13 protein-coding genes and 1 tRNA gene are annotated in these 15,637 nt (G+C 69.5%); 9 read left to right on the forward strand and 5 right to left on the reverse strand.

All coding sequences use genetic code 11. The features are described 5' to 3' along the window. The first annotated feature begins 119 nt into the window (after nt 1-119). From dnaN to ACFWYW_RS15085, 8 genes are all read left to right on the forward strand, one after another. Nucleotides 120-1,259, forward strand: coding sequence for a DNA polymerase III subunit beta (dnaN, locus tag ACFWYW_RS15050; protein ID WP_379613050.1), 1,140 nt, complete (start codon nt 120-122; stop codon nt 1,257-1,259). Between the two features lie 33 nt (nt 1,260-1,292). After that, nucleotides 1,293-2,234 carry a phosphogluconate dehydrogenase (NAD(+)-dependent, decarboxylating) gene (gene gnd, locus ACFWYW_RS15055; protein WP_379613049.1) on the forward strand — a complete coding sequence of 314 codons (942 nt, stop codon included), beginning with the start codon at nt 1,293-1,295 and terminating at the stop codon, nt 2,232-2,234. 62 nt (nt 2,235-2,296) lie between these two features. Continuing rightward, entirely contained in the window at nt 2,297-3,529 is a 1,233-nt protein-coding gene (recF, locus tag ACFWYW_RS15060; RefSeq protein WP_379613048.1) for a DNA replication/repair protein RecF, read from the forward strand. Beyond that, nucleotides 3,519-4,019: a DUF721 domain-containing protein gene (locus tag ACFWYW_RS15065; protein WP_379613047.1), complete on the forward strand. Its 501-nt coding sequence runs from the start codon at nt 3,519-3,521 to the stop codon at nt 4,017-4,019. Before recF ends, ACFWYW_RS15065 begins: the two co-directional genes overlap by 11 nt. A 323-nt stretch (nt 4,020-4,342) precedes the next feature. Continuing rightward, nucleotides 4,343-6,265 (forward strand): DNA topoisomerase (ATP-hydrolyzing) subunit B, encoded by a 1,923-nt coding sequence (gene gyrB / locus ACFWYW_RS15070; protein WP_379613250.1) that lies wholly within the window; start codon nt 4,343-4,345, stop codon nt 6,263-6,265. A 21-nt stretch (nt 6,266-6,286) separates the two neighbouring features. Next, nucleotides 6,287-8,788 (forward strand): DNA gyrase subunit A, encoded by a 2,502-nt coding sequence (gene gyrA / locus ACFWYW_RS15075; RefSeq protein ID WP_379613046.1) that lies wholly within the window; start codon nt 6,287-6,289, stop codon nt 8,786-8,788. A gap of 3 nt (nt 8,789-8,791) precedes the next feature. Beyond that, the gene (locus ACFWYW_RS15080) at nt 8,792-9,433 is read left to right on the forward strand and encodes a DUF3566 domain-containing protein (RefSeq protein ID WP_379613045.1); all 642 of its coding nucleotides are present in this window, start codon (nt 8,792-8,794) and stop codon (nt 9,431-9,433) included. Nucleotides 9,434-9,569: 136 nt separating this feature from the next. Continuing rightward, nucleotides 9,570-9,643 (forward strand) — tRNA-Ile (locus ACFWYW_RS15085). Nucleotides 9,644-9,720: 77 nt separating this feature from the next. Here the strand turns inward: ACFWYW_RS15085 and ACFWYW_RS15090 are convergent. Next, entirely contained in the window at nt 9,721-10,005 is a 285-nt protein-coding gene (locus ACFWYW_RS15090) for a hypothetical protein (protein WP_184959110.1), read from the reverse strand. A 21-nt stretch (nt 10,006-10,026) separates the two neighbouring features. Further along, nucleotides 10,027-11,220: a CynX/NimT family MFS transporter gene (locus ACFWYW_RS15095; RefSeq protein WP_379613044.1), complete on the reverse strand. Its 1,194-nt coding sequence runs from the start codon at nt 11,218-11,220 to the stop codon at nt 10,027-10,029. Between the two features lie 83 nt (nt 11,221-11,303). On the opposite strand from ACFWYW_RS15095, the gene ACFWYW_RS15100 reads away from it, so the two are divergent. Beyond that, the gene (locus ACFWYW_RS15100; protein WP_379613043.1) at nt 11,304-11,792 is read left to right on the forward strand and encodes an RrF2 family transcriptional regulator; all 489 of its coding nucleotides are present in this window, start codon (nt 11,304-11,306) and stop codon (nt 11,790-11,792) included. Here the strand turns inward: ACFWYW_RS15100 and ACFWYW_RS15105 are convergent. The 3 genes from ACFWYW_RS15105 to ACFWYW_RS15115 are packed head-to-tail and all read right to left on the reverse strand — an operon-like array spanning nt 11,789 to nt 15,587. After that, nucleotides 11,789-13,156, reverse strand: coding sequence for a purine-cytosine permease family protein (locus tag ACFWYW_RS15105; RefSeq protein ID WP_379613042.1), 1,368 nt, complete (start codon nt 13,154-13,156; stop codon nt 11,789-11,791). The genes ACFWYW_RS15100 and ACFWYW_RS15105 overlap by 4 nt on opposite strands. Then, entirely contained in the window at nt 13,153-14,601 is a 1,449-nt protein-coding gene (locus ACFWYW_RS15110; RefSeq protein WP_379613041.1) for an aldehyde dehydrogenase family protein, read from the reverse strand. Before ACFWYW_RS15110 ends, ACFWYW_RS15105 begins: the two co-directional genes overlap by 4 nt. Next, the gene (locus ACFWYW_RS15115; RefSeq protein WP_379613040.1) at nt 14,598-15,587 is read right to left on the reverse strand and encodes a Gfo/Idh/MocA family protein; all 990 of its coding nucleotides are present in this window, start codon (nt 15,585-15,587) and stop codon (nt 14,598-14,600) included. The genes ACFWYW_RS15110 and ACFWYW_RS15115 overlap by 4 nt, the downstream gene beginning before the upstream one ends. Between the last annotated feature and the right edge of the window lie 50 nt (nt 15,588-15,637).

Below are 15,637 nucleotides of genomic sequence, written 5' to 3' on the forward strand. Positions count from 1 at the left end.
TGTGATGACCTCTTATCTCTCTTACAAAGAAACTCAAGACCCATAGAGGGGTTCCGCCCGTCCAGAGGTGCGGGAGAGTGAACACTTGAATCAGCGACGAAACCAGGAGGTTGATCACCGTGATGTTCCGAATCGAGCGAGACGTCCTCGCTGAGGCGGTGGCATGGACGGCACGCAGCCTCCCGGCGCGACCGTCGGTGCCCGTCCTGGCCGGCATGCGCCTGGAGGTCACCGGGGAGCAGAAGCTCAAGCTGTCCGGCTTCGACTACGAGGTCTCCGCGGAGGTGACGCTCGAACTACAGACCGGTGAAGCGGGCGTCGTCCTGGTGAGCGGCAAGCTGCTCGCCGAGATCACCCGCGCCCTTCCCGCACAGCCTGTGGACTTCGTGGTGGATGGCGCGAAGGCCGTGGTCACGTGCGGCAGCGCGCGCTTCACCCTGTTGACCATGCCGGTGGAGGACTACCCGTCCCTGCCGACGATGCCGCCGGCCGCGGGCCGGGTGGGCAGCGACGTGTTCGCCTCGGCCGTCGGCCAGGTCGCCGTCGCCGCCGGGCGCGACGACACGCTGCCCATGCTCACGGGCGTGCGCATGGAGATCGAGGGCGACACCGTGACCCTCGCGGCCACCGACCGCTACCGCCTCGCCGTACGCGAGCTGAGGTGGCAGCCGGGGCAGCCGGACTTCGCGGCGATCGCGATGATCCCCGGCAAGACGCTCGCCGACACGGCCAAGGCTCTCGGTTCCACGGGCGCCGAGGTGGAGATCGCGCTAAGCTCGGCCGGCGGCACCGGCGAGGGCATGATCGGGTTCTCCAGCGCCGGGCGCAGGACCACGACGCGGCTGCTCGACCCCGAGTTCCCCAAGTACCGCTCCCTGCTACCGACGGAGTTCGCGGCCAAGGCCGAGTTGTCCACAGCCCCGTTCGTCGAGGCGGTCAAGCGTGTGGCCCTGGTGGCCGAGCGCAACACCCCGGTGCGCATGGCGTTCAGGGAGGGCGAGGTCGTGCTGGAGGCGGGCAGTGGCGACGAGGCGCAGGCCGTGGAGGTCCTTCCCGTGGACTACGAGGGCGAGGAGATGAACATCGCCTTCAACCACCAGTTCCTGCTCGAAGGCCTCGGCGCCATCGACTCCGACGTGGCCAGGCTCCAGATGACCACGTCCACCAAGCCCGCTATCCTCACCGGCGGCAAGCCTGTGGATGGCGACGCGGCGCCCGACTACCGATACCTGATCATGCCCATCCGCTTGTCGAGCTGAAATGATGGAAGCCTGACAAGGGGGTTGTAACCAATGCAGATCGGCATGGTCGGACTCGGCAAGATGGGCGGCAACATGGCCGAGCGGCTCCGCCGCGGTGGCCACGACGTGGTCGGCTACGACCGCGACCCGTCCGTCAGCGATGTGGGGAGCCTCAAGGAGCTCGTCGGGCGGCTGCAGGCGCCGCGCGTGGTGTGGGTCATGGTGCCCGCGGGCGCGCCCACCCAGCAGACCGTCGACGAGCTGGGCGAACTGCTGGCCGAGGGCGACATCGTCGTCGACGGCGGGAATTCACACTATGTGGATGACCAGAAGCACGCCGAGGAGCTGGCCAAGCGCGGCGTCGGCTTCGTCGACTGCGGCGTGAGCGGCGGCGTCTGGGGGCTGCAGAACGGCTACGCCCTCATGTGCGGCGGCGAGAAGTCCAACGTGGACAAGGTCATGCCGATCTTCGAGACGCTCAAGCCGGAGGGCGAGGACGGCTTCGTCCACGCCGGCGAGGTGGGCGCGGGTCATTTCGCCAAAATGGTCCACAACGGCATCGAGTACGGCATGATGCAGGCCTTCGCCGAGGGCTGGGAGCTGCTGGAGGCCTCCGACGTCGTCAAGGACGTGCGCGGCAGCTTCAGCAGCTGGCGCACCGGCACCGTCATCCGCTCGTGGCTGCTCGACCTGATGGTCCGCGCGCTCGACGACGACGAGCACCTGGACGAGCTCAAGGGTTATGCACAGGACTCCGGCGAGGGCCGGTGGACGGTGCAGGCGGCTGTGGACCACGCCGTGCCGCTGCCGGTGATCACCGCCGCGCTGTACGCCCGCTTCGCCTCCCGCCAGGACGACTCGCCGGCGATGAAGGTCGTGGCCGCCCTCCGCAACCAGTTCGGCGGCCACGCGGTCACCGGTACGGCGGGCTCGGACGAAAAGGGAGCGGACTCCCCCGGCGCCGACGTCAAGCCGCCCAAGGAAGCCGGTTAGGTTTTCCACAGGCGGCACGGCGGTGACCCCAGGGACCGGTGTGGCCCACTAACCTTCCTTGGGTGCATGTCGCCCATCTCTCGCTGACCGACTTCCGGTCCTACGCGTCGGTGGAGCTCGGCCTGGAGCCGGGCATCACCGCCCTCGTGGGGCCGAACGGCCAGGGCAAGACCAACCTGGTCGAGGCCCTGGGCTACGTGGCGACGCACTCCAGCCACCGCGTCGCCAACGACGCTCCCCTGGTACGGCAGGGCGCCGCGCGGGCCATCGTCCGCTGCGCCGTACACAGGGATGACCGGCGGGCACTGGTCGAGCTGGAGATCAACCCGGGCAAGGCCAACCGGGCCAGGCTGAACCGCTCCGCCGTCTCCCGGCCCAGGGACGTGATCGGGCTGCTGCGCACGGTGCTGTTCGCGCCGGAGGACCTGGCGCTGGTCAAGGGCGACCCGTCGGAGCGGCGGCGCTTCCTCGACGACCTGCTGGTGTCCAGGGCGCCGCGGTTCGCGGCGGTGCGGGCCGACTACGATCGGGTGCTCAAGCAACGCGGCGCGTTGCTGCGCACGGCCGCGCAGGCCCGCAGAGGCTCCAGGAGCGCCCGGCGGGCGGAGAGTGACACCGCGTTCGCATCGGCGGGCGCCGGGGACGTCCTGAGCACTCTGGAGGTCTGGGACGCGCATCTCGCGCGGCACGGCGCCGAGTTGCTTCAGGCGCGGCTCGATCTCGTGGAGGCGCTGCGGCCGCTGGTGGCCGGAGCCTATGCCGCGCTGGCCCCGGCGAGCGGTGCGGCGACCCTGTCGTACCGCAGCACGTTGTCCACAGGTGGGGATGATCCTGAGGGCGAAGAGCCCGGCGGACGTGGATCTTCTGATACACAGACGTTATCCACAGACTTGGGGAAAACCCTTGAAGAGCGGCTGCGCGAGCGGCTACAAGAGGTGCGCTCCGCGGAGCTGGAGCGGGGGGTCACACTCGTCGGCCCGCACCGCGATGATCTTGTTCTAGGGCTCGGCGAGCTGCCCGCGCGCGGCTACGCCAGCCACGGCGAGTCGTGGTCGTTCGCGCTGGCGCTGCGTCTGGCCGCCTACGACCTGCTGAAGGCCGACGGCGGCGATCCGGTGCTGATCCTGGACGACGTCTTCGCCGAGCTCGACACCCAGCGCAGGCGCCGGCTGGCCGAGATCGTGGCGCCGGCCGAGCAGGTCCTGATCACGGCGGCTGTGGATGACGACGTGCCCGGCGAGCTGGTCGGAGCCCGTTACGACGTCGCCGAGGGGAGTGTGAACCGTGTCCGATGAGGAGAACCCGGCGGCGCGTGGCGCCGCGATGGCCAGGGAGAAGCTGGCCCAGGCCAAGGCGGACGCGGCCAAGCGCGGCCAGCTCCCCCGGCGCGAGCCGCGCCGCAGGGCCGCGGGGCCGTCGCGTGGAGCGGGCGATCCCCAGCTTTTCGGCCGCGCCATCATGGATCTGCTGTCCGATCGCGGCTGGGAGCGCTCCGCCGCGGTCGGCGGGGTTTTCGGTCGCTGGGCCGACATCGTCGGCACCGATCTCGCCGCGCACACCAAACCGGAGTCCTTCGAGGACGGCGAGGTGCTCGTCGTGGCCGACTCCACGGCATGGGCGACGCAGGTCAGGCTGCTCGCGCGCACCCTCGTACGCAGGCTGAACGAGGAGCTCGGTGACAACACGGTCACAAAAGTGAAGGTCAGGGGTCCGCAGAACGCGCCACGCCCCAGCGGCGGCCTGCGCGTGACCGGCAGCCGGGGCCCCGGAGACACCTATGGCTAGCCCGCTCCGGGCGATCAGAGAGCCACTGACGCGATGAGCCCCCCACGCAAAGGGGGGATGCTTAAGCGGGGGGAAAACGAGCTAGAGAGCATCACAGGCGCGTTCAATGCCACCTTCGGCGCTCCGAGCCGGTAGAATGAAAGCGGATTCCGGACACGTCCGCTTGCGTGTCACCCCGGCAGCAAGCCGACTCCCCCGGGTGACCGCGCATCGGGGCACTCACGACGGTGACGGGCACGGCAGGGGCAGCTCGCAGTTGACTGCTTACCCAGCCGCGTGTCCGCGGCAGGAGGATTTCGCACTTGTCCTACGACGCTAGCTCAATCACCGTACTCGAAGGGCTTGAGGCGGTCCGCAAGCGCCCGGGTATGTATATCGGCTCCACCGGCGAGCGCGGCCTGCACCACCTTGTCCAGGAGATCGTGGACAACGCTGTGGACGAGGCCCTCGCGGGTTTTGCCAAACACATCGACGTCACCCTACTTCCCGACAACGGCGTGCGCGTCGTGGACGACGGCCGCGGCATCCCGACGGGCATCCACCCCGTCGAGAAGCGTTCCGCGGTCGAGGTCGTCCTGACCACGCTGCACGCCGGCGGCAAGTTCGACGGCAGCTCGTACGCCGTCTCCGGCGGCCTGCACGGCGTGGGTTCGGCCGTGGTCAACGCGTTGTCCACAGCCATGGACGTGGTGGTCAAGCAGAACGGCCACTACCACCACCTGCGCCTGGAGAACTCCAAGCCGCTGGCGCCGCTGCAGCAGGGCGAGCCGACCGAGGAGACCGGCACCGAGATCACCTTCTGGGCCGACGGCACGATCTTCGAGACCACCACGTGGAACTTCGAGCTGCTCTCGCGCCGCTTCCAGGAGATGGCCTTCCTCAACAAGGGCCTGACGATCACGCTCACCGACGAGCGGCCCGACCACATCAACGGTGACGTGCACAAGGTCGAGTACCTCTACGAGGGCGGCCTGTCCGACTTCGTCAAGCACCTCAACGGCAAGAAGGAGCCGGCCCACGCCTCGATCATCGCGTTCGAGGAAGAGGGCGACGGCATCTCGGTCGAGATCGCGATGCAGTGGAACAACTCCTACTCGGAGTCGGTCTACTCCTTCGCCAACGTCATCAACACCGCCGAGGGCGGCACCCACGAGGAGGGCTTCCGCGCGGCGCTGACGTCGATCGTCAACCGCTACGCGCGCGAGCAGAAGTTCCTCAAGGAGGGCAAGGACGAGAACCTCTCCGGCGAGGACGTCCGCGAGGGCCTGACCGCGATCATCTCGGTGAAGCTGGCCGACCCGCAGTTCGAGGGCCAGACCAAGACCAAGCTGGGCAACACCGAGGCCAAGTCGTTCGTGCAGAAGGCCTGCAACGACCACCTGCGCGACTGGTTCGAGCGCAACCCGGGCGAGGCCAAGGACGTCATCAACAAGTCGCTGCAGGCCGCCCGCGCCCGCGTCGCCGCCCGCCAGGCCCGCGACCTGACCCGGCGCAAGTCGCTGCTGGAGTCCGGCAGCGGCCTGCCGGGCAAGCTGGCCGACTGCCAGTGGAACGACCCCGAGAAGTGCGAGCTCTACATCGTCGAGGGCGACTCGGCCGGCGGTTCCGCCAAGGGCGGGCGCGACTCGCGCTACCAGGCGATCCTCCCGATTCGCGGCAAGATCCTCAACGTGGAGAAGGCCCGGATCGACAAGGTGCTCAAGAACAACGAGGTCCAGGCGCTCATCACCGCCCTCGGCACGGGTGTGCACGACGAGTTCGACATCTCGAAGCTGCGCTACCACAAGGTGATCCTGATGGCCGACGCCGACGTCGACGGCCAGCACATCAACACGCTGCTGCTGACGTTGCTGTTCCGCTTCATGCGGCCGCTGATCGAGGCCGGGCACGTCTACCTGTCCTGCCCGCCGCTCTACAAGATCAAGTGGAACCGCAGCGGTGACGACGCCTCGTACGCCTACTCCGACACCGAGCGCGACGCGGTCATCCAGGCCGGCATCGAGGCGGGCAAGCCCGACCCGCGGCCGCGCGACAACGTCCAGCGCTTCAAGGGTCTCGGCGAGATGAACGCCGGCCAGCTCTGGGAGACCACGATGAACCCGGAGACCCGGCTGCTTCGCCTGGTCACGCTCGATGACGCCGCGCAGGCCGACGACCTGTTCAGCGTGCTGATGGGCGAGGACGTCGAAGCAAGGCGCGACTTCATCATCCGTAACGCCCGCGACGTCCGCTTCCTCGACGTTTAGCCAGAATAAGGATCACCACCTGTGACGGAAGTGAACACCAGTTTCCCGGCTGAGCGCATCGAGCCGGTGGACATCCAGTCCGAGATGCAGCGCAGCTACATGGACTACGCGATGTCCGTCATCGTGTCCCGTGCGCTGCCTGACGTCCGCGACGGCCTCAAGCCGGTGCACCGCCGGGTCCTCTACGCGATGTACGACGGCGGCTACCGTCCCGATCGCGGCTACTTCAAGTGCGCGCGCGTCGTCGGTGACGTGATGGGCACCTACCATCCCCACGGCGACACGTCGATCTACGACGCGCTGGTACGGCTGGCGCAGCCCTGGTCGCTGCGCTACCCGCTGGTCGACGGCCAGGGCAACTTCGGCTCGCCGGGCAACGACCCGGCGGCGGCGATGCGCTACACCGAGTGCAAGCTCGCGCCCATCGCCATGGAGATGCTGCGCGACATCGACAAGGACACCGTCGACTTCCGCCCCAACTACGACGGCAAGTCGCAGGAGCCGGACGTCCTGCCGGCGCGGTTCCCGCAGCTGCTGGTCAACGGCTCGGGCGGCATCGCCGTCGGCATGGCCACCAACATCCCGCCGCACAACCTGCGCGAGGTGGCGGCCGCGGTCAAGTGGTACCTGGAGAACCCAGAGGCCCCCGACGAGGAGCTGCTCGAAGCTGCGATCGGGCTGGTCAAGGGGCCCGACTTCCCGACCCGCGCGCTCATCGTGGGCCGGCGGGGCATCGAGGACGCCTACCGCACCGGCCGCGGTTCGATCACCATGCGCGCGGTGGTCGAGGTCGAGGAGGACGGCAAGGGCCGCCAGGCGCTGGTCGTCACCGAGCTGCCCTATCAGGTCAACCCGGACAACCTGGCGCTGAAGATCGCCGAGCTGGTCCGGGAAGGCAAGCTGACGGGGATCGCCGACGTACGCGATGAGAGCTCTTCGCGGGTCGGGCAGCGTCTGGTGATCGTGCTCAAGCGCGACGCGGTCGCCAAGGTCGTGCTGAACAACCTCTACAAGCACACCCAGCTGCAGGACACGTTCGGGGCCAACATGCTGGCCCTGGTCGACGGGGTGCCGCGTACGCTGCGGCTCGACCAGTTCGTCCGGCACTACGTGGCCCACCAGATCGAGGTCATCGTCCGCCGGACGCGCTACCTGCTGCGCAAGGCCGAGGAGCGGGCGCACATCCTGCGCGCGCTGCTGAAGGCGCTCGACCGGCTGGACGAGGTCATCGCCCTCATCCGCGCGTCCGAGTCGGCCTCGCACGCCCAGCAGGGCCTGATGTCGCTGCTGGACATCGACGAGGTGCAGGCGCAGGCCATCCTCGACATGCAGCTGCGCAAGCTCGCCGCCCTGGAGCGCCGGTCGATCCAGGACGAGTACGACCAGCTGATGGCCCTGATCGCCGAGTACAACGCGATCCTGGCCAGCGAGGCACGGCAGCGGGAGATCGTCAACGAAGAGCTGACGGAGATCGTCAACAAGTTCGGCGACGAGCGGCGTACCGAGATCATCGCCTATGACGGCGACATGTCGATCGAGGACCTCATCGCCGAGGAGGGCGTGGTCGTCTCGATCACGCGCGACGGCTACGCCAAGCGCACCAAGACCGACCTGTACCGCCAGCAGAAGCGCGGCGGCAAGGGTGTACGCGGCGCGCAGTTGCGCCAGGACGACATCGTCGACCACTTCTTCGTCACCACGACGCACCACTGGCTGCTGTTCTTCACGAACAAGGGGCGCGTGTACCGGGTCAAGGCGTACGAGCTGCCTGACGTGGCACGGGACGCGCGGGGCATGCATCTTGCGAACCTTCTTGCCATGCAGCCCGACGAAACAGTCATGGAAGTTCTGGATTTGCGTGACTACGACGTCGCGCAGTACCTGGTGCTGGCAACACGCAGCGGCCTGGTCAAGAAGACCCGCCTGGAGGAGTACGACTCCCCCAGGACCGGCGGCCTCATCGCGATCAACCTTCGCGACGACGACGAGGTCATCGCCGCCCGGCTGGTGTCGGAGGAGGATGACCTGCTGCTCGTGTCCAAGGGGGCGCAGTCGATCAGGTTCACCGCCTCGGACGACGCGCTACGCCCGATGGGCCGCGCGACCAGCGGCGTCATCGGGATGAGGTTCCTCGAAGGCGACGAACTTCTCGCCATGAATCGCATCGCAGACGGTCAAGATGTGCTTATTGCCACTAAGGCTGGGTACGCGAAGCGGACGCCCGTGGACCAGTATCCAGTTCAGGGCCGTGGCGGTAAGGGCGTGCTGACGGCGAAAATTGTCAGCGCACGTGGCAAGCTGGTTGGAGCCGTCATGGTCAACCCGGAGGACGAGGTCTTCGCGATCACGTCAGCGGGCGGGGTGATCCGGACGAGTGCCGGGCAGATCAAGCAGTCCGGCCGTCAGACCATGGGAGTGCGCTTGATGAATCTCGCCGAAGGCGACAGCGTGGTGGCTCTCGCCCGAAACGCCGAGTCGTTGGAGGCTTCGGTCGAGGCAGAGGAAGACGGGGGAGGAGAGTAACGGATGAGCGCCGCCCAGGGTGGTCCCGCCAAGACCAAGCCGGTCGTTCGCGAGAACGGCCAGCAGCAGCCTCAGAAGAACACGCCGGCGGAGACCGCTGACTCGATCAAGGAAGAGCAGAGGGCACCGGAGGCCCCGGCTCCCGCGGAGGGTAACGACACGGTCCGCATCCGGCCGTCCCTCGCCACCGAGGCTCCCCCTCCGCCGCCCAAGATCGAGCTACCCACCAAGAAGAAGTCCGCGGGGGGCGCCGCCGGGGCCAGGCTGCCGCGCAAGGCCCACCTGGTCCTGCGCCGGATCGAGCCCTGGTCGGCCATGAAGTTCAGCTTCGTGGTGTCCCTGGTCTGCTTCGTGGTGCTGTTCGTGGCGGTCGCCGTGCTGTACGGCGTGCTGTCGGCCCTGGGCGTGTTCGACTCGCTGGTCGACCTGGTCAACCAGCTCGGCAAGGGCGAGCAGGGCCAGAACTCCATCCCGATCAACATCGCCTCCTGGTTCGAGCCGGTGCGCATCCTGGGCTACACGGCGCTGATCGGCGCGGTGAACGTCGTGCTGATCACGGCTTTGGCCACGCTGGGTGCGGTCATCTACAACATCGCCTCCGATCTGGTGGGCGGCGTCGAGGTGACCTTCAGCGAGGCCGAGTAGCCACCGCTTGTCTTCGCCGCCCCCGTGATTCGTCGATGGGGGCGGCGCGAGCAGTGGGCCGGGCACGGTAAGCTTTTCCTCGTCCGAACAACCGGTTCGCACCCGTTCGGCGGATGCGATAACGTTCGGTGTGCGCGGGGCTATAGCTCAGACGGTTAGAGCGCTTCCCTGATAAGGAAGAGGTCCCAGGTTCAAGTCCTGGTAGCCCCACCCAGTCCCACCAGCACAAGCAGAGCCGCTCTCGATTACGAGGCGGCTCTTTTCATGTTCTGGGAAGGCGCGGCGGCTCAGCAGGGGTAGACGGAGATGCCGGGCGGGTCCTGCAGGCAGGCGAAGGTGCCGTCGGGCAGGGCGATGACGACGACCTCGATGGTCTGGCCGTCGTCGGCCTGGGTGCTCTGCTTGGGCTCGTACTTGACCAGCGAGTCGGCGGGGAAGTCGCGGTCCAGGGTGCGGCCCATGATGAGGCTCACCTCGTAGAGGCGGCTCTTGACCTCTTCGGTGAGCCTTTTGACCCGCGCGCGGTCGTCCGTGCTCAGGGGAACGCGGGTCTGTTCTGTGGTGCTCGTCATGATGTGTCCCTTTCGTGGTTTCTAGGACTCATCGTGTGGGCGCGGGGCTCCTACCGGCATGAGCATCCCCCTACTCAACCTGCTCACGGGGACGAGGGTCAGCGCCGTCACCACCGCCAGGGCGCCGAAGGCCAGGCGGAAGTCGCCCATGGTGTCGCGCAGGGCGCCGACGAGGACGGGGGCGAGGGCGGCGCAGCCGTACCCGATGAAGAAGGCCATCGCGCTGATGCGGCCCGCCTGGGCGGCGTCGCGGCTGAGGACCACGGGGAGCGTGAGAACCAGCGTGAACAGACCGCCGTGGCCGACGCCCAGGGCGGCTATCCACAGCCAGGTCGCCGTGGCGGGGGCGAGGGACAGGCCGGCGAAACCCATGGCGGTGAGGGTGGTCGTCAGTGCCAGTCCTACGCGCCGGTCCCGGTGCTCACCCAGCAGAGCGGGTACGGCCAGCATCGCCGCCACCTGGATGCCGATCATCACGGTCAGCAGGCCCCCGCCGCCGGCGCCGCTCTCCCGCAGGAGGGGCACGATCCAGGCCAGCTCGCAGTAGTACAGGGCGGAGCTGGCGGCCGACAGGATCGTCACCCGCCAGGCCACGGCGCTGCGCCAGGGCAGGCCTCTGGTGGCGGGGCCGGCGGGGGCGGTCACGTCGGACAGGGCCAGCGAGCGCCGCGACGCCGTCCAGACGGCCGTGCCGGCGAGGGCGAGCAGGGACCAGGACGCCAGCGCGCCGGGCCAGGAGCCCAGGAAGCCGGCCAGGGGAGCGCTGACCCCGGCCGCGACGGCGCCGCCCGCGCCGAGCCCGGCGGTGTACACGCCGGTGGCGAGGCCGGCGCGGTCGGCGAAGCGGGTCTTCACGACGGCGGGGAGCAGGGTCTGGGCGATGGCGATTCCGGCTCCGACCGCCGCCGCGCAGCTCAGCTGCAGCCAGGTGGACGCGCCCGCGGCGCGGGCGGCCGTGGCCAGGGTGATGACGCCCAGGCCGAGCAGTACACCGCGCTGAAGCCCGAGACGCCGGCCGGCCACGGCGGCGAGCGGCGCGCACAGGCCCATGGCCAGGGTCGGGATGGTCGTCAGGAGCGCGACGGCGGTCGCGGTCAGGTCCAGGTCGGCGCGGATGCGGTCCACGAGCGGGGAGACGGCGGCGATCGCCGGCCGCAGGTTCGCCGCCGCCACGAACATCGCCAGCCCGGCCATGCCGAGCGTCTGTTTACCCATCGTCCAGCCTCCATTGATCTCGGATATTTTCTATCCGAGTTCTATCACACAATTCGGACAGAAAATGTCCGTAAGATGGGCCCATGAAGTTGTCCAACGGGGTGGAGTGGGCGCTGCACAGCTGCGTCACGCTCAGCCAGAGCCGCGCGCCCGTGCCCGCGGCCCGGCTCGCGGAGCTGCACGGCACCCCGCCCGCCTACCTCGCCAAGCATCTGCAGGCGCTGTCGCGGGCGGGCATCGTGCGCTCAACGGCTGGCCAGGTCGGCGGGTACTCCCTGACCAGGCCGGCGGCGGAGATCTCGGCGCTGGAGGTGGTGCGGGCCATCGACGGCACCGAGCCCGCCTACCGGTGTACCGAGATCCGTCAGCGCGGGCCGCTGGCCCTTCCGGCCGAGCGGTGCGAGCGGCCCTGCGCGATAGCCCGCGCGATGGCGGCCGCCGAGGAGGCCTGGGCGCGGGCGCTCGGCGAGGTCACGGTCGCGGACCTCGCCGCGCGCATCGACGCCGACAGCGGAGGTACGGCGATGGCCGCCGTCGGCAGCTGGCTCACGAGCGATACCGCCGGTCGTTAGACCACCGGCGCGAGGTCGGCTGATCGGGTGCGGGCCAGCAGGAGATAGAGCGGGACGGTGACGGCGAGGCTGACGATCCAGCTGATGTCGGCGCCGGACAGGGCCGTGGCGACCGGGCCGGTGTAGAGGACGGTGCTCATGAACGGGATCTCCACCAGAATCCCGACCGTGTAGGCGATCAGGGCGGGCTTGTCGTACCTGCCGTACCGGCCGCCGTCGGGCAGGAAGAAGTCCTCGACGGCGTACCGTCCCTTGCGGACCAGGTAGAAGTCGACCAGGTTGACCGCGGTCCAGGGGATGAACACGTACTGCAGCAGGATGATCAGGTTGGTGAAGCCGGTGACGAAGTCGTCCGACATGAGCAGGGCGACGAACGAGGCCACGGCGACCATCGCCGCGCCGATCGCCGCCCGCTCGCGGGTGCCGGGCAGCCAGCGGGAGCGGAAGGTCTGCACGATGGTGACGACCGCTAGCACGGCGCCGTACAGGTTCATCGCGTTGAAGTGCATGATCACCGCGGCGAAGCTCAGCAGCGCGATCGTGCTCAACGGGCCGCCGAGCACCTGGGGCATCCCGGTCAGGACGTCGCCGCGGACCGCGATGGAGACGATGACGCCGACGGCCATCGGGACGATGCCGCCCAGGACGGCGCCGGCGTACGTCCACCAGAAGGTCGAGCGGAGGCTGGCGGTCCGCGCGGGCATGTAGCGGGAGTAGTCCGATACGTAGGGCGCGAACGCGATCAGCCACAGCGCGCCGACGGCCATCGTGCCGAGGAAGCCGCGCAGGGTCGGCTGGCCGATCTGGAAGACCGCCGCCGGGACGTTGCCCATCACGGCCATGCCGACGACCAGGACGCCCACGGTCGCGACCGACACCGCGGTGATCACGCGGCCGATGAGGTGGATCAGCTGGTAGCCGACCACGCACACGACCAGGCCGACGACCGCGAACAGCGCGGAGAGCAGCCAGATCGGCACCGCGGGCAGGGCCGCGTTGACGGACTGGGCGCCGGAGACGATGTTGGCCGCGTAGATGCCGACGTACATGATCAGGACGACGACCAGGACGACGAGCGACCCGCGGACCCCGAACTGGCCGCGGCTCTGGATCATCTGGGGGACCCCGAGCTGCGGCCCCTGGGCGCTGTGCAGCGACATGGCCAGCCCGCCCAGCAGCAGGCCGGCGAGTAGCGCGATCAGGCTCCACCAGAAGTCGAGCCCGTAGACCAGGGGCGCGATGCCGCCGGTGACGAAGGTCAGCGGGCCGATGTTGGCGGCGAACCAGATGCTGAACAGGTCGCGTGGCCGGCCGGTCCGTTCGTCGGCGGGGATGATGTCGATGCTGCGTCGTTCCAGCGTCATGGCGCTTCCCAGGGCGAGGGCTGGGCCCGGTGGGCCAGGTAGTTGACCTTGAGCTTGGTGAACTCGCGGATGGTCTCCAGTCCGCCCTCCTCGCCGCGGCCGGAGGCCTTGTGGCCTTCGTAGGGGACGTGGGCGTGGTCGCGGAAGGGGGCGTTGGTCCAGACGATGCCGGCCTGGAGCCGGTCGGTGAGCTCGACGGCCTCGTCGAGGCGGTCGGTCCAGACGGTGGCGGCCAGGCCGTACGAGGTGTCGTTGGCGAGGCGTACCGCCTCGTCCAGGCCGCGGTACCTGAGGACCGACACGACGGGGCCGAAGATCTCCTCCCGCGCCGCCGCCATGGACGGGGTCACGCCGTCGAGCACGGTGGGCTGGAGGAAGGCGCCCTCCTGGCGGGGACGGCCGCCGCCGTGGGCGATCGTGGCGCCCTCGGCGAGCGCGGCGTCGATGGCCCGCTCCACTCCTTCGCGGTGCTCGCGGCTGACCAGCGGGCCCATCTGGGTGGCGGGGTCCATCGGGTCGCCGACCACGACGTTCGCGGTGGCGCGCAGGAACAGCTCCAGGAACTCCTCCGCGATCTCCTCGGCGAGCAGCAGCCGGGACCCGGCCGTGCACACCTGCCCGGCGTTGAAGAAGGCGTGGAACACCGAGGCCGCGGCGGCGGTCTCCAGGTCGGCGTGGGCGGTGACGATGTTGGCCGTCTTGCCGCCGAGCTCCAGGTGGCAGCTCACCCCGGACCGCTGGATCAGCGCGCCGACCTCGGTCGATCCGGTGAACGTGATCTTGCTGACGCCGGGGTGCGCGACCAGCGCCGCGCCGGTCGATGCGTCGCCGTTGACGACGTTGACGACGCCGGGCGGGAACCCGGCGCGCGCGCACAGCTCGCCGAACATCGCGGCGGTCAGCGGCGTCTGCTCGGCCATCTTCAGCACGACGGTGTTGCCGGTGGCCAGGGCGGGACCGGTCTTGGTGACCGCGAAGAAGAAGGGGAAGTTCCAGGGCGCGATCGCCGCGACGACTCCGTAGGGTTCCCGGCGTGAGGTGGTGAGGAAGCCGGGCTGCTCGGCGTAGCTGGTCCCGCGGACGTTCTCCGGCAGCGTCGCGTAGTACTCGAGGATCTCGGCGCAGACCGCGACGTCCGCGCGGGCGTCCTCGATGGGGTGGCCGCTGTCGCGGGACTCGGTGACGGCGATGGACTCCGCCTCGCTCCGCACGACCTCCGCCAGGCTGCGCAGCAGCCGCGCCCGCTCGGCGGGCGGCAGGCGCCGCCAGTCGTCCCGTTCGCCCGCCGCGCCGGCCGCGCGCACGGCGGCGTCCACCTCCGGTACGCCGCCGAGCGCCACCGTGGCCAGCCCGGACCCGGTGGCCGGATCGACGGTCTCGAACGTGGCCCCGCCGGCGGAGGCCACGCTCCGCCCGCCGATCAGGTGCGGGACGTCGGCGCTCATGCCGCGACCCCGGCCGGACGGCCCGTGCGCAGGGACTCCTCCAGGGCGAGCGCCGCGGCCAGGGCGCCGCGCGCTTCCTCCCCGGTGACCAGGGGCGGGCGGCCCTCACGGACGGTGGCGAGGAATCGCTCGACCTCGTTGACGTACATCCCGGTCTGGACGCCGAAGACCTCGCCGTTGAGCGCGTCGGGGAACTGGGCGGCGTCGCCGTGGACCACGACGCCGTGGTCTCGTTCCGTCAGGTACGCGTTGCCGTTCACGCCCACGTAGGACAGGGCGTGGTCACCCTGGTCCAGGCCGGCCTGGTCGGGCAGCGCCCATGACGTCTCGTGGGCGCCGACGCAGCCGTTGGCGAAGCGCAGCGTGGCGACGATGGAGTGCGCGCCGCCCTCGTCCAGCCCGGGGACGGGCGTGCGCGAGGCGACCCCGCTGACCTCGACGATCGGCGATCCCACGATCCACTGCAGCACGTCGAAGTCGTGCACCGCGAGGTAGAGGGCGAGCGACGTCTGTCCCTGCTGCCGCCGCCCTTCTGAGGCGGGCCAGTTCCGCCTGGTCACGGTGTGTACGGCGGGCCCGAGCGCCTCCGTCGCCGCCCGCACGGCCAGATACCGGCTGTCGGCCCGCAGGGAGTGACCGACGACCAGGCGCCCTCCGGGGTCGGCGGCCACCATCGCGTCGGCGTCGGCCAGCGTGGTCGCCACCGGCTTTTCGCAGAACACGTGCTTGCCCGCGCGCAGCGCCGCGATCACCGGCTCCCGGTGCAGCCCGTCGGGCGTGCTGACGAAGACCGCGTCGACGTCGCCGGAGGTGACGGTCTCGATGGCGTCGGTCGAGAAGCGCACGCCCTCCGGCAGCCCCGCGGCCGTCTCGGGGTCGAGGTCGCAACAGGCGACGATCCGTGCGGCTCCGCCGGCATGCAGGGCGGCGACCCTGATCCTGCCCATCCAGCCCAGTCCGACGACCGCGCAGTTCACCTTTTGCATGGTTGGCTTCCTTCACCTGAGCAGGTATACGTGTATAAATGAATAACCTG

It is taken from the genome of Nonomuraea sp. NPDC059023 (genome assembly GCF_042740095.1).
Taxonomy (GTDB): Bacteria; Actinomycetota; Actinomycetes; order Streptosporangiales; family Streptosporangiaceae; genus Nonomuraea.